This is a genomic window from Sphaerisporangium album, from assembly GCF_003323745.1.
Classification (GTDB): domain Bacteria; phylum Actinomycetota; class Actinomycetes; order Streptosporangiales; family Streptosporangiaceae; genus Sphaerisporangium; species Sphaerisporangium album.
In genome coordinates this window covers 18,836-36,994 of sequence record NZ_QOIL01000033.1, presented here as the reverse complement: position 1 = coordinate 36,994, position 18,159 = coordinate 18,836, and the positions used below count along the sequence as shown (strand labels likewise).

At 73.8% G+C, this 18,159-nt stretch carries 20 protein-coding genes; 10 read left to right on the top strand and 10 right to left on the bottom strand.

Going from position 1 to position 18,159, the window contains the following annotated elements; genetic code table 11:
• Window positions 1-15: 15 nt before the first annotated feature.
• Complete coding sequence (gene map / locus DQ384_RS37755) at window positions 16-783, bottom strand: type I methionyl aminopeptidase (RefSeq protein WP_114033683.1); 768 nt, start codon at window positions 781-783, stop codon at window positions 16-18.
• A gap of 56 nt (window positions 784-839) precedes the next feature.
• On the opposite strand from map, the gene DQ384_RS37750 reads away from it, so the two are divergent.
• A complete protein-coding gene (locus DQ384_RS37750; protein ID WP_114033682.1) occupies window positions 840-1,112 on the top strand; it encodes a helix-turn-helix domain-containing protein in 273 nt (90 codons plus the stop codon).
• Window positions 1,113-1,218: 106 nt separating this feature from the next.
• On the opposite strand, the gene DQ384_RS37745 is transcribed toward DQ384_RS37750, so the two are convergent.
• The gene (locus tag DQ384_RS37745) at window positions 1,219-2,235 is read right to left on the bottom strand and encodes a tyrosine-type recombinase/integrase (protein WP_114033681.1); all 1,017 of its coding nucleotides are present in this window, start codon (window positions 2,233-2,235) and stop codon (window positions 1,219-1,221) included.
• 270 nt (window positions 2,236-2,505) lie between these two features.
• Here DQ384_RS37745 and DQ384_RS37740 point away from each other — a divergent pair, with 270 nt between their 5' ends.
• Window positions 2,506-2,904, top strand: coding sequence for a RidA family protein (locus DQ384_RS37740; RefSeq protein ID WP_114033680.1), 399 nt, complete (start codon window positions 2,506-2,508; stop codon window positions 2,902-2,904).
• A gap of 61 nt (window positions 2,905-2,965) precedes the next feature.
• Window positions 2,966-3,457, top strand: coding sequence for a ribosomal protein L7/L12 (locus tag DQ384_RS42535; RefSeq protein WP_220183360.1), 492 nt, complete (start codon window positions 2,966-2,968; stop codon window positions 3,455-3,457).
• A gap of 65 nt (window positions 3,458-3,522) precedes the next feature.
• On the opposite strand, the gene DQ384_RS37730 is transcribed toward DQ384_RS42535, so the two are convergent.
• The gene (locus DQ384_RS37730) at window positions 3,523-4,530 is read right to left on the bottom strand and encodes a tyrosine-type recombinase/integrase (protein ID WP_114033718.1); all 1,008 of its coding nucleotides are present in this window, start codon (window positions 4,528-4,530) and stop codon (window positions 3,523-3,525) included.
• Between the two features lie 111 nt (window positions 4,531-4,641).
• Complete coding sequence (locus tag DQ384_RS37725) at window positions 4,642-6,066, bottom strand: HAMP domain-containing sensor histidine kinase (RefSeq protein ID WP_114033679.1); 1,425 nt, start codon at window positions 6,064-6,066, stop codon at window positions 4,642-4,644.
• Window positions 6,067-6,419: 353 nt separating this feature from the next.
• On the opposite strand from DQ384_RS37725, the gene DQ384_RS43890 reads away from it, so the two are divergent.
• The gene (locus DQ384_RS43890) at window positions 6,420-6,788 is read left to right on the top strand and encodes a ClpX C4-type zinc finger protein (protein ID WP_114033678.1); all 369 of its coding nucleotides are present in this window, start codon (window positions 6,420-6,422) and stop codon (window positions 6,786-6,788) included.
• Between the two features lie 134 nt (window positions 6,789-6,922).
• On the opposite strand, the gene DQ384_RS37715 is transcribed toward DQ384_RS43890, so the two are convergent.
• The gene (locus tag DQ384_RS37715) at window positions 6,923-7,624 is read right to left on the bottom strand and encodes an SDR family oxidoreductase (RefSeq protein ID WP_114033677.1); all 702 of its coding nucleotides are present in this window, start codon (window positions 7,622-7,624) and stop codon (window positions 6,923-6,925) included.
• A gap of 230 nt (window positions 7,625-7,854) precedes the next feature.
• Here DQ384_RS37715 and DQ384_RS37710 point away from each other — a divergent pair, with 230 nt between their 5' ends.
• Complete coding sequence (locus tag DQ384_RS37710; protein WP_114033676.1) at window positions 7,855-8,856, top strand: LacI family DNA-binding transcriptional regulator; 1,002 nt, start codon at window positions 7,855-7,857, stop codon at window positions 8,854-8,856.
• A 186-nt stretch (window positions 8,857-9,042) separates the two neighbouring features.
• Window positions 9,043-9,957, top strand: a complete 915-nt coding sequence (locus DQ384_RS37705; RefSeq protein ID WP_114033675.1) for an SDR family NAD(P)-dependent oxidoreductase — start codon at window positions 9,043-9,045, stop codon at window positions 9,955-9,957.
• Here DQ384_RS37705 and DQ384_RS37700 read toward each other — a convergent pair.
• Window positions 9,912-10,277 (bottom strand): STAS domain-containing protein, encoded by a 366-nt coding sequence (locus DQ384_RS37700; RefSeq protein WP_114033674.1) that lies wholly within the window; start codon window positions 10,275-10,277, stop codon window positions 9,912-9,914. The two genes, DQ384_RS37705 and DQ384_RS37700, sit on opposite strands and share 46 nt — an antisense overlap.
• A gap of 288 nt (window positions 10,278-10,565) precedes the next feature.
• Window positions 10,566-10,970, bottom strand: a complete 405-nt coding sequence (locus DQ384_RS37695) for an ATP-binding protein (RefSeq protein ID WP_245967060.1) — start codon at window positions 10,968-10,970, stop codon at window positions 10,566-10,568.
• Window positions 10,971-11,189: 219 nt separating this feature from the next.
• On the opposite strand from DQ384_RS37695, the gene DQ384_RS37690 reads away from it, so the two are divergent.
• Window positions 11,190-11,948, top strand: a complete 759-nt coding sequence (locus tag DQ384_RS37690; RefSeq protein WP_114033672.1) for a class I SAM-dependent methyltransferase — start codon at window positions 11,190-11,192, stop codon at window positions 11,946-11,948.
• Between the two features lie 61 nt (window positions 11,949-12,009).
• Here the strand turns inward: DQ384_RS37690 and DQ384_RS37685 are convergent, their stop codons facing one another.
• Window positions 12,010-12,780: a TetR/AcrR family transcriptional regulator gene (locus tag DQ384_RS37685; RefSeq protein ID WP_114033671.1), complete on the bottom strand. Its 771-nt coding sequence runs from the start codon at window positions 12,778-12,780 to the stop codon at window positions 12,010-12,012.
• A gap of 192 nt (window positions 12,781-12,972) precedes the next feature.
• Between DQ384_RS37685 and DQ384_RS37680 the strand changes: the two genes are divergently transcribed.
• Together DQ384_RS37680 and DQ384_RS37675 are read left to right on the top strand one after the other, a co-directional pair.
• Window positions 12,973-13,968: an ATP-binding cassette domain-containing protein gene (locus DQ384_RS37680; protein WP_181871639.1), complete on the top strand. Its 996-nt coding sequence runs from the start codon at window positions 12,973-12,975 to the stop codon at window positions 13,966-13,968.
• A complete protein-coding gene (locus tag DQ384_RS37675) occupies window positions 13,965-14,804 on the top strand; it encodes an ABC transporter permease (protein WP_114033669.1) in 840 nt (279 codons plus the stop codon). Before DQ384_RS37680 ends, DQ384_RS37675 begins: the two co-directional genes overlap by 4 nt.
• A 188-nt stretch (window positions 14,805-14,992) precedes the next feature.
• Here the strand turns inward: DQ384_RS37675 and DQ384_RS37670 are convergent, their stop codons facing one another.
• A complete protein-coding gene (locus tag DQ384_RS37670; RefSeq protein WP_114033668.1) occupies window positions 14,993-15,793 on the bottom strand; it encodes a TetR/AcrR family transcriptional regulator in 801 nt (266 codons plus the stop codon).
• Between the two features lie 380 nt (window positions 15,794-16,173).
• Here DQ384_RS37670 and DQ384_RS37665 point away from each other — a divergent pair, with 380 nt between their 5' ends.
• Window positions 16,174-16,683, top strand: coding sequence for an SHOCT domain-containing protein (locus DQ384_RS37665; protein ID WP_147269052.1), 510 nt, complete (start codon window positions 16,174-16,176; stop codon window positions 16,681-16,683).
• A gap of 236 nt (window positions 16,684-16,919) precedes the next feature.
• Here DQ384_RS37665 and DQ384_RS37660 read toward each other — a convergent pair whose 3' ends face one another.
• Complete coding sequence (locus DQ384_RS37660) at window positions 16,920-18,155, bottom strand: RNA polymerase sigma factor (protein WP_220183364.1); 1,236 nt, start codon at window positions 18,153-18,155, stop codon at window positions 16,920-16,922.
• Window positions 18,156-18,159 lie beyond the last annotated feature (4 nt).

Below are 18,159 nucleotides of genomic sequence, written 5' to 3'. Positions count from 1 at the left end.
CGGCGTGGGGACGGGTCAGACCAGGGTGAGGACGCGGGGGCCGTCGTCGGTGATCGCCACGGTGTGCTCCACGTGCGCCGCGCGGCTGCCGTCGACGGTGCGCAGCGCCCACCCGTCGGGGTCCGTCAGGTAGCGGTCGGCGCCGCCGGCCATGAACATCGGCTCGATGGCCAGCACCATGCCGTGCCGCAGCGGCATCCCCCGGCCCGGAGTGCCCCGGTTCGCCACGTGCGGGTCCTCGTGCATCCGCCGTCCGATGCCGTGCCCCCCGAAGTCGACGGGGATGCCGTACCTCCGCTCCTTGCCGATCGCCGCGACGGCGTGCCCGATGTCGCCGACGCGTCCTCCGGGCCGCGCCGCGGCGATCCCGGCGCGCAGGGCCCGCTCGGCGGCGTCGATCAGCTCGGCGTCGCCGGGACGGGCCGGGCCGACGGTGAAGCTGATCGCCGCGTCGCCGGTCCAGCCGTCCAGCCGCGCCCCGCAGTCGATGCTCACCAGGTCGCCCGCGCGCAGCCGGTATCCGTCCGGGATGCCGTGCACGATGACGTCGTTCACCGACGCGCAGATCACCGCGGGGAACGGCGTCGGCGCGAACGGCGGCTTGTAGTGCAGGAACGGGGCGCTCGCCCCCGCCTCGTAGATCACCGTGCGGGCCACCTCGTCCAGCTCGGTGAGCCGCACCCCCGGGGCCGCGCGCTCGCGGACGGCGGCCAGCGCGCGGGCGACCACCCGCCCCGCCTCGCGCATCGCGTCCAGCTCGGCGTCGGTCTTGATCTCCACCATCCGGGCCAGCCTCCCAATAGAAATACCGGTATTACAATCACGGTACTATAGACGGCATGGTGCGCATCCCGCTGACCGGACCCGAACGCGAGCGCGGCGAGCTGCTCGGCTCCCTGCTTCGGCAGGCGCGCGGCGACCGCAGCATGGCCGAGGTGGCGACCGCCGCCGGCATCTCCGCCGAGACCCTGCGCAAGATCGAGACGGGCCGCATCCCGACGCCGGCCTTCTTCACCGTCTCGGCCCTGGCCGAGGCCCTCGGCATCTCCCTGGACGCGCTGGCCGCCGTCTGCGCCGAGCACTCCGCCCGGCACGGCCGCCTGGCCGGCTGAAGCCCTCCCCAGGGCTACTGGTGCGACAGGGCATAACCGGATGAATCCCGCGATGGCGCGACCGCGACCGTGTGGCCGTCGAGACCGCAGTGACGACCGGTCGCGGTCACCGGGCGGCGGGCGGGCGGCGGAGCAGCGGGTGGGTGCGCATCGCGACCTCCAGCTCGCCCGGCAGCTCGTCGCGGTAGCGGCCCAGCGTCGCCAGGTCGCTGTGCCCGAGCACGCGGCGCACCGCGTCCATGTCCACGGCGTCGGCCAGCAGGTGGGTGGCGGTGGTGTGCCGCAGGCCGTGCGGCGTCACCGAGCGCCGCTGGGAGGGGTCGACGTGCCGCTGGACGCGGTCGATCACCGCCTGTACGTCCCCCCGGGCCAGCCGCCTGCCCCGCCACGACAGCAGCAGCGCCTTCTCGGCCGTCGCCGGGCGGCTGCCCGACACGTACGCGTCCAGCGCCTCGGCGACGTCGGCCGGGAGCGGCACGTCACGGGTGCGGCCGCCCTTGCCGAAGATGCGCCAGTAGCGCACGCCGTCGTTGGTGTAGAAGTCCTCGACGTTGGCCCGCACCAGCTCCGACACGCGCGGGCCGAGGGTGGACAGCAACAGGACGATCAGCGCGTCCCGCGCCTCCATGCGCTGGTCGCGCCGCCCGCGCTCGGGCTCGGCCGACGACAGCGACCGCGCCGCCCCCACCAGGCCCTGCGCCTGCTCACGGGTGAGCGCGCGGCGCTCGGCGCGCAGCCCGCCGCGCTCCTTGGCCGTCACCGTCACCGCCGTCATCGGGTTGACCTGCACCCACCCCGACAGCGTGGCGTGCTTGAAGAACGCCGACACCGAGCGCCGGAACCGCGACTGGGAGGAGGCGCTCTGCGACTCGCCGGTCGGGGAGGCGCGCCGCCCGTCCGGTTTGCGGGCGAACGCCAGCAGCACGGCGTCGACGTCCTCGCCCGTCAGGTCGTCCAGCACCTGGCCGGGGCCCGCCAGCGCCGAGAACGTCGCCACGTCGCGCGCGTAGACCTCCGCCGTCGCCGGGGAAAGCGCCCCGGTGACGGTCTTGGCGCGGACCAGCTCCACGTATCGGTCGGTGGACTCCTCGACGGTGATTCGCGTCAGCTCGGCGGGGCGCATCGATCAGCTCCGGTCCTTTCCGATCCCTTCCCGGTACGGATCACGCCGACCGTACCCCGTCCCACCGACAATCCCGGGCCCCGCGCGGGAACGGGCCGGCCGATCTGCGGAATCGGGACCGCGAGGGGCCCGGAAGGGCGGCAGGGAAGAGGGCACGGGATAGGGCACGGGATGCGGCACGGAAAAGCGGATGACACCCGCCCCGGGGCCCCGGCATCATGCGTCCGTACCCACGCCCGCCCCGCTCGCCGCCCGCGCAGAAGGAGCATCATGACGCTTCGCACCATCGTCCCCGCCCTGCTCACACCTCCGGGGTACGCGCACGCCGCCGTGGTCGAGACGGGGGAGCGCCTGGCGTTCATGGCCGGAGCCGTCCCGATGGACGCCGAGGGGAACCTGGTCGGCCCCGGCGACCCGGCCGCCCAGGCCCGCCAGGTGCTCGGCAACCTGGAGACCGCCCTGCGCGCCGTCGGCAGCGACCTTTCGCACGTCATCGCCAGCACCGTCTACGTCGCCACCACCCGGCACGAGGACCTCCTGCGCGCCTGGGAGGTCGTCCAGGCGTCCGAGCTGTCGGCGGGCCCGCACACCTCGACCCTGCTCGGCGTCTCCTTCCTCGGCTACTCGGGCCAGATGGTCGAGATCACCGCCACCGCCGTCATTCCTTGATCATCCGTACGCCCCATGGCCCGCCCGGCCACGGGGCGGTCCGAACCACTAGGATCCAGGCATGTTTGGCATCGGATGGCCGGAGCTCCTCATCCTCCTCGTGGTCGCCGGCGGCTTCCTCGGGGTGATGTTCGGCTTGGCGCGCCGGGGCACGGACAAGTCCGCCCCGTCGTACGTCTCCGCCTGGCAGGAGGGCTCCGCGCCGGCGAACCTGGACGATCTCGGGCGTCAGGCCCGCCTCCTGGCCGCGCAGGGGAAGAAGATCCACGCGATCAAGCTGGTCCGCGGGCGTACCGGGCTCGGACTCGCGGAGGCCAAGGCCTACGTCGACGCCGTGGCCGAGGGTCGTCCCGTGCCGCCGGCCGTCGCCCGCCTGCTTCCCGTCGCCGACCGGCCTCCGATCGCCGACGCGGCCGTCCCCTCGAAGGACGACCTCGCCACGCGGGCGCGCGGCCTGAAGGCCGACGGTCGCGCCGAGCAGGCCGTTTACCTGGTGCGCGGGGAGACGGGCATGGGCCAGGAGGAGGCCGAGGCCTTCGTCCGGCAGCTCTGACGGCTGCGACGCCCCGCCCGAAGGATCAGCGCCGCACGATCAGCGCGCCGCGCACGGCCGTGCGATCAGCCGCCGTCGCGTTCCCCGGCGCGGGGGCGGCCGCCGGGCGGCCGCAGGCCCTCCAGCACCCCGTACGCCGGGTTCGCCCGCGCCGCGCCGCGCACCTCCCGCGCCGTCGAGGCCACGTACGCCTGCCCCGTCACGATCGAGGAGTGGCCGAGCAGCTCCATCAGCTCGTGCGCGGAGGCGCCCCGCTCGGCCAGCCGCGTGGCGAACTCGTGCCGCAGCGCGTGCACCAGCGTCCCCTTCTGCACCCGGTCGTGGATCCCGGCGTACCGGTAGCACTGGCGCACCAGGTACTGCAGCCCGCCGCGCCGCAGCGGCTCGTTGCGGGTGTCGACCAGCAGGGGGGCCGACCGGGGGAGCGTGGCGAGCCCGAACCGGCTCAGCCTGCTGCTCAGGTAGGCGTCGATGAGGTGCTCGATGGGCGGTTCGATCGGCAGCGACCGGGTCTTGCCTCCCTTGCCGACCACCTGGACGCGCCGGTCCCCCTCGGCCCCGCCGATGGACCCCAGCGTCAGGCTCAGCAGCTCCGCCGAGCGCATGCCGGTCACCAGCGCCAGGGCCAGCACGACCAGGTCGCGTTCCACCCACGGGTCGCGGGACTCGCGCGCGCCGGCCGCGACCCGCTCCAGGAGCGTCGCCGACGCCGAGCCGTCGCCCAGCAGCGGCTTGGGTGCCTTGGCGGGCTGCTTGGGCCGGGGCACCGCCGCCATCGGGTTGCCCTCCAGCATGCCCTCGGCCACGCAGAACGTCAGGAACTGGTTCCAGGCGCTCCAGGCGCGGTTGACGCTGGCCGCCGAGCGCGGCTCGGCGAAGTCGGCGAACGCCGCCCGCACCAGGCGCCCGCCGAGCGCGCGCACCTCCAGGTCCTCCACCGGCACGCCCGCCGCGTCCGCGGCTGCGCGCGCCACCAGGCGCAGGTCGCGCCCGTACCCGGCGAGGGTGTGCGGCGACAGCTTCTTGGCCCGCAGCGACGACAGGAACTCGGTGATGGCCTCCGGCAGCCGCATCAGCACCAAGGGGACGTGATCACCCACGACGCCTCCGCACCGGTTCCCAGGGTTCATTCAAAGTGCTGCGATTATGCATCAAACCCGTGCGAGCAGGCGGAAGACACGCCGCTAGGAGGTGCCGGAGGAGGGCGGAGGCAGGATCTCGTCCTCCACGAGGGGAAGTCTCAGGACGAAACGGGCGCCGCGCGGGGAGTCCTCGACAGCGAGGGTGCCGTTGTGCGCTTCGGCGATCTCGCGGGAGATGGCCAGGCCGAGGCCGCTGCCTGAGCGGTCGCGGCGGCGGGCGTCCTCTAGGCGGGTGAAGCGGCCGAACACGCGCTCGCGGTCCTTGCGGGCGATGCCCGCGCCGTCGTCGGTGACGGCGAGGACCGCCTCGGAGCCCACGGCCTCGACGGTGACCTCGACCCCCGAGTCGGCGTGCCGCTGGGCGTTGCCGACCAGGTTCTCCACGATGCGGATCAACCGGATGCGTGAACCGTTCACCGGCACCCGCCCGGACGCCCGGACCCGCACGGGCACGGCGTTCACCCGCCCGGTCGCCGCCTCGCGGGCCAGCGCGGCGAGGTCGACCGGCTCGGGCGGGACGGGCTCGGCCGCGCGCAGGCGGGCGAGCACCAGCAGGTCGCCGACGATCGCCTCCAGGCGGTCGGTGGTGGACAGCGCGGCGCGGATGGTCTCCCGCGGGTCGACGTCGTCGGGGTAGGTCAGCGCCTCCTCCAGGCGCACGCGAAGCGCGGCGATCGGCGAGCGGAGCTCGTGGGAGGCGTCGGAGGCGAACCTGCGCTGCTGTTTGACCGCCGTCTCCAGCCGGGCCAGGGTCTGGTTGGCGGTGTGCGCGAGCATGGTGATCTCGTCGCGTCCGGGCGGCAGCGGCACGCGCAGGCTCAGGTCGGTGCCGGTGATCTCCGACATCCGCGCGCAGATCGTCTGCACCGGGCGCAGCGTCCGGCCGAGCATGCTCCAGGTCATCCAGCCGACGAGGGCCGCGACGGGCAGGGCGGCGGCCGCGATCCCGAAGTCCAGCTCGCTGGTGGTGAGGATGGACGGTTCGATCATGCCCGCGTAGACGACCGGGGAGTCCGGCGCGGGGGAGACGCGGATGGCCATGAGCATGGCGCATCCCGTCACCGGGCCGCATTCGGTGATGTTCTGGAAGCGGTCGTCGGGGGGCGGGCGGACGTCGGACAGGGGGGCGCGGCCGCTCAGTGACCTGCTCGCCTGCGTGACGTGGCCCTCCGCGTTCACGACCTGGACGAGGTCGACCGGGGCCTGGGTGGGGATCGTCCGCGGCACCGTCCCGTTGCGCACCGCCGCGCTCCACTGGCCGGCGACGCTCTTGTTGAGGTCGAACGCGTCCGCCTGGACCTTGTACCGGATCGCGGCGTCCAGGCTGGCGCCGACCGTGGTCAGGAAGATGATGGACAGCGTGACCGACAGCAGCGTGTAGCGGGCGCGGATGGAGCCGGGAACGGGAAGGCCCCTCCACCGCCTGATCTTGCCGAAGCCCGTGCGGCCGAGTACGGCGCTCACCATGGGCTGCGCCGAAGCGCGGGACGGGACGGACGGTGAGCGGGGACTCTGGAGGACGAGGCGGACATCTGTGGACGCTCCAATCGAGGTGGGGCGGGGGAGCGAGGGCGGGCGTGGCGGCCGGCGCCGACCGGATCGAGCAGCCGGGTCACGCTTCTGAGGTGCCCCAACGCTAACACCAGACTTGAATGACTCCAGGAAAAGACTTGTTCAAGTTCTGGGCCGCCCCCGTCGCCCCGTCGCACCCATCACCCGCGTCGTCGTGAGGAGGACTCGGGGTTGTCAGGCATCGCCTGACGGGCGTAGGGTCGGGTCAGTCCGTCAGGAATAGCCTGACAATCACGCGTGGAGGACCCATGCCCGCTCCGTCCCAGGCCGACCAGGACCTGCGCTGCTCGTTCTGCGGCAAGCCCAAGACCGAGGTGCGCAAGCTCGTCGCCGGGCCCGGCGTCCACATCTGCGACGGCTGCGTGGGCCTGAGCGCCCAGATCCTGGCCGAGGAACCGGCGGCGCCGGCGCCGGAGATCCCCTGGCCGGACGTCATGACCGACGAGCAGATCCTCGAAATGCTGCCCCGCGTCGCCGCCGTGAGCGCCCAGGTCGAGGAGAACCTCCGGGTCTGGGTGCAGCGCCTGCGCGACAGGGGCGTCACCTGGGCCAGGATCGGCGCCGCCCTCGGCATGACCCGGCAGTCCGCCTGGGAGCGGTTCTCCGGCGAGGAGTGACCCGGACCGCGGCTTGATCGAGAAGAGTGAGCCGGGCCCGGACTGGATGGAACCGAGCCGGGCGCGGGCTCCATCGAACCGAGCCGGGGCGCGGGCTCGATCGAGGCGCGCCGGGCCCGGGCCTGGTCACGAGGTCAGACGGGCTGGCCGATCGGCCGGACGACGACCGTGTTGACGTCCACGCCCTCGGGCTGGCCGATCGCCCACACGATGGAGGCGGCGATCTGGTCGGCGGTCAGAAGCAGGCCCTCGGGCGGCCCGCCGATGCCGTCCCAGAACGGCGTCTCGACCCGTCCCGGGGCGATCAGGGTGACCCCGACGCCGTCCCCGGTCACGATGCGCCGGGTGTTCTCGGCCAGGCCGGTCACCGCCCACTTGGTCGCGCCGTAGATGTTGCCCGGCGTGTTGACGAAGCCGGCGACGCTGCCGACCAGGACGATCCGGCCGCGCGTCTCCCGCAGCGCGGGAAGGGCCGCCCTGATCAGCAGCGCGGGCCCGAGGACGTTGGTGAGGACCATCTCGCGCCACACGGCGGGGTCGCCGTTGTCGACGGTGTCGTGGCTGGCGAAGCCGGCGTTGGCGACGACGGCGTCCAGCCGTCCGAACTCCTTCACCGTGGACTCGACGGCCGAGGACACCGCGTCGTAGTCCGAGGCGTCTCCGGCGAGGGCCAGCAGGCCGGGCGGGTCGCCGAGCCCGGCGGTGAACCGGCCCAGACGGTCGCGGTCCCGGCCGGTCACGGCGACGCGCCCGCCCCGGTCCAGCAGCTGCCGGGCCACCGCCGCGCCGATGCCGCTGGATCCGCCCGTGATCAATGTGACAGGGGAGTCGGTCATACGCCGAACCCTAGGATGTGGAGCGCGCTCCAGGTCAAGCCGCCGCCCGGAACGGCCCGCCGCTCCGGCGGGTCGCCCTGACACCGGCACGAGGACGCGGACCCCGCGATGAGCCGCCGCTCCGGACACCGGCAGGAGGACGCCCGGGAGGACGCGGCGGAGGTCGCGCGGGGCGTAACCTGGCCACCACCGGGCGGAGCGCCGCCGCCCGCGCTCCCAGGGAGGTTCCCGTGCCGGGCCGGGCCACCATCTACGACGTCGCCACCGAGGCCGGCGTCAGCATCTCGACGGTGTCGCTGGTCCTCAACTCGCCCGCGCGGGTCAGCGCGGGCACCCGGCGCAGGGTGCTCGACGCGGTGGACGCGCTCGGCTTCGTCCCCAAGACCGACGCCGTGGCGCGGGCCCGCCGCGGGGTGGGCCGCATCGGCGTGGTCGGCCCCCACACCTCCTACGCCACCGTGGCGCGGCGCGTGAACGGCGTCCTCGCCGCCGTCGCCGGGCGGCCGCTGGAGGTCGTGCTGTTCGACCAGGAGTCCGCCGCCACGAGCTCCTCCCCGCTGCTGGCCGGCCTGCCGGTCACCGGGCGGCTGGACGGCCTGCTGGTGGTGAGCCTTCCGCTGGAGGACGGCGCGGCCGAGCGGCTCACCGGCCTCGGCCTTCCCGCGGTGCTGGTCGACGTGCGCCACCCCGGCTTCGACTCCGTGCACGCCGACGACAAGGCCGGCGGCCGGCTCGTCGCCGGGCATCTGCTGGCCCGCGGGCACCGCCGGCTGGGGTTCCTCGGCGAGGCCCAGCGCACCGGCGCCTACGTCTCGCCCTCGCGGCGCAGGCTCGACGGCTTCCGCGCCGCGCTGGCCGAGGCCGGTCACGGCCTTCCCGGGGGCGACGTGCGGTTCACCGTCCACGGCGTCGGCCCCGCCGCCGAGGCCGCCGCCGCGATGCTGGCCGGGCCCGAGCGTCCCACCGCCGTCTTCGCGGGCGACGACGTCCTCGCGGCGGGGGTGGTGAAGGCCGCGCGCGGCCTCGGCCTGCGGGTGCCGGACGATGTGGCCGTGGCCGGGTTCGACGACGGCGAGCTGGCCGAGGCGCTGGAGCTGACGACGGTGCGCCAGCCCCTGGAGGAGTCCGGGCGGGCCGCGATGGAACGCCTGCTCCAGCGGCTGGAGTCGCCCTCCGCCCCCGCCCGCGAGATCAGGCTGGACCTGCGGCTGGTCGAACGCCGCACCACCTGAGACGGGTCACCAGGACGCGGGTCACTACGGGGGCGTCGGCGGCGATGGTATATCGAAGTGCTTCGATCGAAGCGCTTGACTGATCGGCGTGATGTGGCGTCTCATGGAAACGGCAGAGACGGCGGGACGGCGTCCGCCGCCCCGTCCGCGGCTCGGTAAGGCATCCGCGAAGGAAGGTGCGGGCAGATGACCGGCACACCCCGTGACACGTCCCCGGCGAGGGCTTCGACGCCGCCGGGCTCATGCCCCTCGGACCGGGTGGGCGAGCTGGTCCGGTCCTACGTCGTGACGGGCGGCGGGCGCGGCATCGGCAGGGCGGTGTCCGAGCGGCTCCTCGCCGACGGTCACGCCGTGGTGGCGATCGAACGCGACCCCGCCGCGCAGACCTGGGCGCGGGGACGTCCGCAGGGGGACCGGCTGTCCCTCGTCGAGGGCGACGCCGCCGAGGAGGCCGTCGCGGAGCGGGCCGCCGACCTGGCGGGGGAGGCCGGGGTCTTCGGCGGCTGGGTCAACAACGCCGCCACGTTCCGGGACGCCTCGCTGCACTCGTCTCCCGCCCGCCTGGTGCTGGACCTGGTCGCGGGCAACCTGGAGGCGGCCGTCACGGGATCGGCGGTGGCGGTCCGCCGTTTCCTGGCCGCGGGCACCGGCGGGTCCATCGTCAACGTCTCCTCCCACCAGGCCCGCCAGGCCGTCCCCGGCTGCCTGCCGTACGTGACGGCCAAGGCGGCGTTGGAAGGGCTGACCCGCGCGCTGGCGGTGGAGTACGGCCCGCACGGGATCCGCGCCAACGCCGTGGCGCCCGGCTCGGTCGGCACCGAGCGCTACCAGGCGTTCCTCGACGCCCAGGAACCCGGCGCGCGGGCGGCGGTGGAGGAGGAGATGCGGCTGCTGCACCCGCCGGGGCGGGTGGCCAGGCCCGAGGAGGTCGCCGCGGTGATCGTCCATCTGCTGTCGCCCGAGGCGAGCTTCGTCAGCGGCGCCACGGTGCCGGTGGACGGAGGCCGGTCGGTGCTCGCCCGCGACCCCGAGGGCACCGTGCCCGCGCTAGGCGGTCAGGACTCGGGCAGCGCGGCGAGGGCCTCCCGCAGGGTCGGGTAGGTGGCGAAGGCGCGCGCCACCCCGGTCAGGCGGAAGATCCGCTCGATGCGGGAGTTGAGGCCCACCAGCAGGACGCCGCCCGCGCGGGCGGCCACGGCGCGGCGCGCGCCCAGGAAGACGCTGATGCCGGTGGAGTCGCAGAACGTCAGCCCGGTGAGGTCGATCACCAGGTATCGGGCGTCCTCGGCGTAAGCCTTGTCCAGAGCCTTCTGCAGGCGCGAGGCGCTGCCGTGGTCGAGTTCCCCGGTGAGCACCAGGGTACGCGCCCAGGGTCGCTGCGGATCGCCGGAGCCGGCGTCGACGTGCACGGTGAAGTTCATGGACGACCTATTCGAAGCGGGCGCTGGACCAGCGGAGGGGCGGAAACGTCATGGCGGGCATGGCGGGCACAGGGGTACGGCGGGTATGGCGGGCACGGCCACGTGGGCACGCCAGCCGGGCCCCCGTTGGCGGATCCTTCACGTCGGTGACGATATGCGAACCGGCGTTGCCTGCCCACTCGCCACGATCCCCGCCGTCGCGGCCCGGACGTCCCGGCGGGCTTCTCCCGGGCGATCCCGGCTCCCTGACCTCCATCCTGATACGGCGGAGCCTGGGCGGAGCGGGGTCTATTCCCGCGCGGCGGTGAGGGCCTGCCGCAGCCGCACGGCCGAGCCCCGGTCGTCCCGGATGATGCTCACCTCGTCGCAGAGCTGCCCCATCAGCCACAGCCCCCGGCCGCGGAGCCTCCCGACCCCCGGGTCGGAGGCGTTGGCATGGGCGGGGACCAGGAGCCCGAGGCGGTCGTGGATCTCGACGGTGACGTAACGGTCGTCGTGCCAGGCCAGGACGTGCCCCTGGCCCTCGGCGTGGTCGAGCACGTTGGCGGCGGCCTCGTTGACGGCCAGGACCAGATCCTGGAGGCGGACACCGGCCAGCCCGGCATCGCCGGCGTAACCGCCGACCTGCCTGCGCAACCCACCCAGATCATCGGTGATCGGCCAGTACGCGGGGTTTCGCCCACTGACATCCACCGGCACCCTCCACCTACATAGCCAGCCGCCGACCCGGCACGAGTCCGCTACCGCGACGACCATACTGCCTGCACGCCTTTGGTCATGCCCAGGGCGACCCCGCACGGCGCACGGGGCGCCCCCGGACCCTCGCCCACGCGCCGCGGGCGGGGCCGCCTCGGCGTGCCGGGGTGGGGAAATCGGTTTGATCAATGGGGGCTCGGACGTCAGGCTCGGGGCATGGGTGCTGGGCGGGCGTTTGACGAGTTGGTGGCCGAGGCCGCGGCGGTTTCGGTTGACGGGTGGGATTTCTCCTGGTTGGACGGGCGGGCGACCGAGGAGCGGCCGTCGTGGGGGTACGCGCGGCTGCTCGCGGAGCGGATGGCTCGCGCGTCGGCGGCGCTCGACCTGGACACCGGCGGTGGCGAAGTGCTCGCGGGGGTGCCGCTGCTGCCGCCCCTGACCGTGGCGACGGAATCCTGGCCGCCGAATCTGGCCCGCGCCACCGAGAGGCTGCGCCCGCGGGGGGTGGCGGTGATCGACGCCCATGGCGAGCGGCTGCCGTTCGCCGGCGGCGTCTTCGACCTGGTGAGCAGCCGTCACCCGGTGTCGACCTGCTGGGAGGAGATCGCCCGGGTCCTGCGCCCGGGGGGCGCCTACTTCTCGCAGCAGGTCGGACCCCGGACGGTGGCGGAGCTGACCGAGTTCTTCCTCGGCCCCCGGCCAGGCCCGTACACGCGTGACCCCGAGGTCGCCAGAGCGGCGGCCGAGGCCGCGGGCCTCAGCGTGGCGGACCTGCGCTACCAGCGCCTGCGGATGGTGTTCCACGACGTCGGAGCCGTGATCTACTTCCTGCGGAAGGTCATCTGGACCGTCCCCGGCTTCACGGTCGAGGAGCACCTCACCCGCCTGCGGGCCCTCCACGAGAAGATCGCCGCCGACGGCCCCTTCATCGCGCACTCGACCCGCTTCCTGATCGAAGCCCGCAAACCGGCCTGACCGGGCGAAGCCGGTAGATCGGGCCGGCCGATCGAGGTCCGCGGACCCGGTCAGGCGGCCGCTAGGACTGCGGCGGAGTGCGCCGGTCGATCAGGTGCGCGATGCCGTCGAGGACCCGTTCGAGGCCGAACTCGAAGGCGTGGGCAGGGTCGGAGGCGGCGCCGTACGCTTCGCCGGCGGCCGTGCCGACGCGGGCGGCCAGCGGGTAGCGGCCGGCGTCCATGACCTTGCCCAGGTAGGGCGCGTGGGCGTACCACCACTGCTCGTCGGACATGCCGGTGCGCTGCTCGGCCTGCGCCGCCTCGACCGCGCCGCGCGCCGCGCCGTGGACGTACCCGCCGATGAGGGTGACGACCGAGTCCATCTCCAGGTCGGTCAGGCCGACGCCGTCCACGGCGGACAGCTCGTACTCGTAGGCGGCCGTCACGTTGGGGCCGAGCGGCGGCCGGGTGGTGGCGACGTACAGCAGCCAGGGGTGGCGCTGGTACAGGGCCCACTTCTCGCGGGCGATCATCTCCAGTCTGGCGCGCCAGCCGCCCTCGACGGCGGGCCTGGCGGTCTCGCCGATCACCGTGTCCAGCATGAGGTCGAGGAGCTCGGCCTTGCCGGGGACGTAGGTGTACAGCGACATGGTGCCGACCCCGAGCCGCTCGGCGACGCGGCGCATGGTCAGAGCGGCCAGGCCGTCGGTGTCGGCGACCTCGATCGCCGCCCCGACGATGCGGTCGACGCTGAGGTCCGGCCTGCCCTTCCTGCTGGACTTCTCGCGGGTGCGCCACAGCAGGGCCAGGCTGCGCGCGGGGTCGCCCGCGCCGGTGTACTCGGTGGTCATCGTGGCTCGAATCCTATCCTCGCCCGGATCGCCCACCCTTCCCGGCGGCCGGGCGGCGGCGGGCCCCCGATCCCCTGATCGCTTCCTCGTCCGCCTGGTCTCGTGTGCGCGCCCCCACTCGCCGCATGGTGTACCGTACGACTTCCCGTGTCTTGTACGGTACATTGTACGGAGACAGCGAACCGAGGAAGGATGCCAGTGGATTCCACGGGACACGCGATCGTCGCCGAGGGGCTGCGCAAGCGGTACGGCGGCACGGAGGCGCTGGCGGGGTTCGACCTCGCCGTGCCCAAGGGCACCGTGTGCGGGCTGCTCGGCCCCAACGGCGCCGGCAAGACGACCGCCGTGCGGGTGCTGACCACACTGCTCCGGCCCGACGCCGGCCGCGCCGAGGTCGCGGGGTTCGACGTCGTGCGCCAGGCCGCCCGGGCGCGGTACCACGTCGGGCTGGTCGGCCAGCACGCCGCGCTGGACGAGGTGCTGAGCGGGCGGCAGAACCTCGTGATGTTCGGCCGGCTCTACCACCTGGGCCTGGCGAGGGCCCGCCGCCGGGCCGACGAGCTGCTGGAACGGTTCGGGCTCGCCGACACCGGAGCCAAGCCCGTCAAGCAGTACTCCGGCGGCATGCGCCGCAGGCTGGACCTCGCGGCCGGGCTGATCCTGGCCCCCTCCGTGCTGTTCCTGGACGAGCCGACCACCGGGCTGGACCCGCGCGGGCGCAACGAGGTCTGGGAGGCGGTGGGCTCCCTGGTCGCGGCCGGGACCACGGTGCTGCTCACCACGCAGTACCTGGAGGAGGCCGACCGGCTGGCCGCGAAGATCTGCGTGGTCGACTCCGGCCGCGTGATCGCCGAGGGCACGCCGGGCGAGCTGAAGGGCGCGATCGGCGGCGACCGCGTCGACGTCGTGCTGCGCGCCGCCGACGAGATCCCCGCCGCCATGGCGATCATCGGGCGCGTCACCGGCGGCGAGCCGGAGTCCGACCCGGACACGCGCCGGGTCGGCGCGCCGGTCCGCGAGCGGGTGGCCGCCCTGACCGAGGTGGTGCGGGCACTGGACGAGGCGGGCATCGTGGCCGAGGACATCACGCTGCGCCGCCCGTCCCTGGACGAGGTGTTCCTGCGCCTCACCGGACACCGCACCGATGAACGTGCCGGGGAGCGCGCCGCGGAGGAGGTGGCCGCGTGACGACTGCCTCCCCGGCGGCCCGCGAGGTCGCCCCGCGCGGCGGGCCGGACCGGCTTCGGTGGGCGCTGTCCGACGCCTGGGTGATCACCCACCGTGACCTGTCCCACTGGGCCCGCCGGCCTGCCCAGCTCGTCGTCGGGCTGCTGTTCCCGGTGATGATGGTCCTGATGTTCGCCTTCCTGTTCGGCGGCGGCATGGTGATCCCCGGCGGCGGGGACTACCGCGAGTTCCTCATGCCCGGAATGTTCGCGATGACCATGGTCTTCGGCATCGAGACCACGTTCACGGCGGTCAGCACCGACGCGACCAGGGGCGTCACCGACCGGTTCCGGTCGCTGCCCATGGCCTCCTCAGCGGTGGTGGCCGGGCGCAGCGCCGCCGACATGCTCAACTCGGTCGCCGGGCTGGCCGTCATGATCGCCTGCGGGCTCGCGATCGGCTGGCGGTGGCACGAGGGGCCGGGCGCGGCGCTGGCGGCGGTGGGCCTGCTCTTGCTGCTGCGCTTCGCCCTGCTGTGGATCGGCATCTACCTCGGGCTGGCCATCAAGAGCCCCGAGGCGGTGATGGCGGTGCAGATCCTGGTGTGGCCGCTCGGCTTCCTGTCCAACACGTTCGCCTCGCCCGCCACCATGCCCGGCTGGCTGGGCGCGGTCGCCGAGTGGAACCCGCTGTCGGCCACGGTCGCGGCGACCCGGCAGCTGTTCGGCAACCCGGGCTGGGGCGGCGACTCCTGGGCCGCGCAGCACGCGCCGCTGATGGCGCTCGCCTGGCCGCTGCTCATCCTGGTGATCTTCTTCCCGCTGTCGGTGCGGCGCTACCGTCGTCTGAGCCGCTGACCACGACCGGCCCTGCGAGGCCGCGTCACCGCTCGCCGTCACGGCGCCGCTTACCCGGGGCGTAATCGATTTCCCGGCTCCCGGCCGCCATCGTGGTGTCCGGGCGGTTCCCCCGGATCCGCCCGGACGACCGGCCGGTGCGGGTCAGCGGGCTTCCCCTGCCGTACGGGGGGCGGCGCGGCCGCACGCTAACGGGCCTCGTGGGAGCCGCCGGCGCGCTGGTCGATGAGGACGCCGAGGCCGTCCAGGACGCGGCGCAGCCCGAACTCGTAGGCGTGGTCGGGGCTGGCGGGGGCGTTGTGCGTCGCGCCCGCCGCCGCGCCCACACGGGTGGCGGTGGGGTAGCGGGCGCCGTCGAACACGCGGGCCAGCAGCGGCGCGCTGACCTCCCACCACTGCTCGTCGGTGAGCACGCTCTCGCGCTGGGCGGTGCGCAGGTCGGCCGCCGCGCGGGCCGAGGTGTGGACGAACCCCAGCAGGTAGGTCAGGGCGTCGTCCATCTCGACGTCGTCCAGCCCGAGGCCCTCGAACGCGCGCAGCTCGTGCTCGTACTTGGCCAGCACCCCGGGCCCGAGCGGCGGGCGGCCCGTGGACACGGCGAGCATCCACGGATGCCGCTCGTACAGCTCCCGGTTGTCCTGTGCCACCGCCTCCAGCCGGGCCCGCCACGGCAGATGGGACAGCTCGGGCCGTGGCATGCGGCCGAAGACGGTGTCGACCATGAGATCGAGCAGCTCGGCCTTGCCGGGGACGTACGTGTAGAGGGACATCGCGCCGACGCCGAGCGCCTGCGCGACGCGCCGCATGGTCAGCGCCTCCAGCCCCTCGGAGTCGGCGAGGGTGATGGCGGCCGCGACCACCTCGTCGAGGGTCAGGCCCTGACGGGGCCCTCGTTGCGAGGGACGGGCGCCCGGCTCCCTCCAGAGCAATTCGAGGGTGCGAGCCGGGTCGCCGGCCCCACTGCGGTGGATCGTGGGTGGCACGCGCATATCTTCTCACCTGCAAGAACTCCGGACGTTGTACGGAGTGCATTCGCGTGCCTTCGATCTGTTCCGGCGGGCTCATCATCCCGCCGCGTCCAGGACCTCCCGTGATCCACGCCCTCAGGGAGGGGATCACGGAGTCCCGTTCTCGTCACCTTCTGGTGAGGCGATCGGCCCGGCCGTGGAGGTAGCGCCGCCGGGGGAGGCCGGTCGTCCGGGCCGCCGCCTGGCGGTAGGCGTCGCGGCCCGCCGACTCCGTCCGTCAGGCGCAAGAGGAGTCGGGCATGGCCTGACGAGCCTCTTCGACGTGTGGCTCTACCAGAAGGGAGAGCCTTCGACCTGGTGACCGCGGAAGTTCGGTCCACTCATGTACGGTTCGCGATGTGATGTACCGAATTCGTGTCTGCATCGGTTCGCTGATCTCCCTGGTCTGCCTGGGGTTCGCGCTCTACGCGCTGTATCAGCTGATCCGTGGCGGTAGCTGCGCGTCGGGCGGCAACTATGTCTCCGCGCGCGAATGCCCGCCGGGCACGGAGAAATGGGCCTGGATCCTTCCCGGCGCCATCATCGGCGGCCTGCTGAGCTTCTTCCTCGGCGTATTCAAGGGCTTCGGGCCCGCCCCAACGGACCGTACAGAGGCGTCGTCGGACCCGGCCACTCGCTTGGGCGGCCGGGTGATCGTGACGAGGGGGCAGGTGTTCCCCCGTGGGGAGACACCCCATTCCTGGCAGATGTTCACCCCCGGGCAGGCTCCTCCCGGACAGGCGCCCACCGGGCCCGTGGACGGCCGGGATCCGATCGTCCGGCTCCAGAGACTCCGCGAGTTGCTCGACGCGGGCACGCTCTCGCCGGCGGAGTTCGAGCGGGCCAAGGCGAAGATCCTCTCCGAGATGTGACCTCCGCCGTCACGCCCCGCCCGTCAGCGGGCTGGGCCGCCCTCGTCATTTCGAGTCCTTCGGGGCGAGGTCGGGCTGACGATCAATATCTTCGCACTTGCAAGAACTCCGGACGTTGTACGGAGTGCATCGCGTGCGTTCGGTCCGTTCCGGCGGGCTCACCGCCTCGCCGCGTGCAGGACATCCCTCGATCCGCGCCGTCGGGGAGGACCGTGGAGTCCCGTTTTCGTCACCTTTCAGGTGAGGCGATTGGCCCGACTGTGGAGGTAGCGCTGCTGGGGGAGGCTCGTCGTCCGGGCGGCCGCCTCGCGGTAGGCGTCGCGGGCCGCCGGGTGGTCGCCCGACATCTCCAGCAGGTGGGCGCGCACGGCGTACAGGCGGTGGTCCTCGGCGACGCGGCCGTCGGCCGCGAGCCTTCCGAGCAGGTCGAGCCCGGCGGGGGCGCCGTGCGCCATGGCCACGGCGACGGCGTGGTTCAGCCGCACCAGGGGATTGTCGGAGATCCGCATCAGCAGCTCGTACAGCGCCGTGATCTGCGGCCAGTCGGTGGCCTCGGCGCTTGGGGCCTCGTCGTGCACCGCCGCGATCGCGGCCTGGAGCTGGTACGGGCCCGGCACGCCCTGGGACAGGGCCTTGGTGACCAGCGCGACGCCCTCGGCGATGTGGCGGGCGTCCCAGAGGGACCGGTCCTGCTCGGCCATCGGGATCAGCGCGCCGTCCGGCCCCGTACGCGCCGGGCGGCGGGCGTCGGTGAGCAGCATGAGGGCGAGCAGCCCCGCCACCTCGCCGTCGCCGGGAAGGACGCCGTGGACCAGGCGCGCCAGCCGGATCGCCTCGGCCGACAGCTCGCCGCGGTGCAGGCTCGGCCCCGAGGTGCTGGCGTAGCCCTCGTTGAAGATCAGGTACAGCACGTGCAGGACCGCCCCGAGCCGCGCGGCCCGCTCGGGACCCGCGGGCATGGCGAACGGGATCCCGCTCTCCTTGACCCGCTGCTTGGCCCGGCTGATGCGCCGCGTCATGGTGGACTCGGGCACGAGGAACGCGCGGGCGATCTCCGCCGTCGTCAGGCCGCCGACCGCGCGCAGCGTCAGCCCGATCTGCGACGCCGTGGACAGCGACGGGTGGCAGCACATGGACAGCAGGATCAGCGTGTCGTCCGGCTCCGGCGGCGGCCGGTCGGCGGCGGGCGCGAGCCACTCGCCGGGCAGGACCTGCCGGGCGACGGTGTCCTCGCGCCGCCGCCGGGCCTGCTCGGCGCGCAGCAGGTCGGTCAGCCGGCGCGAGGCGACGGTGATCAGCCAGCCGCGCGGGTTGTCCGGGACGCCTTCGCGCGGCCATTGGACGGATGCCGCGAGGAGCGCCTCCTGCGCCGCGTCCTCGGCTGTGGCGAAATTTCCGTAACGCCGTACCACCGCGCCGAGGACCTGCGGCGCGAGCGCGCGCAGCAGGCCCTCGACGTCGTCCCCCGTCACCGGC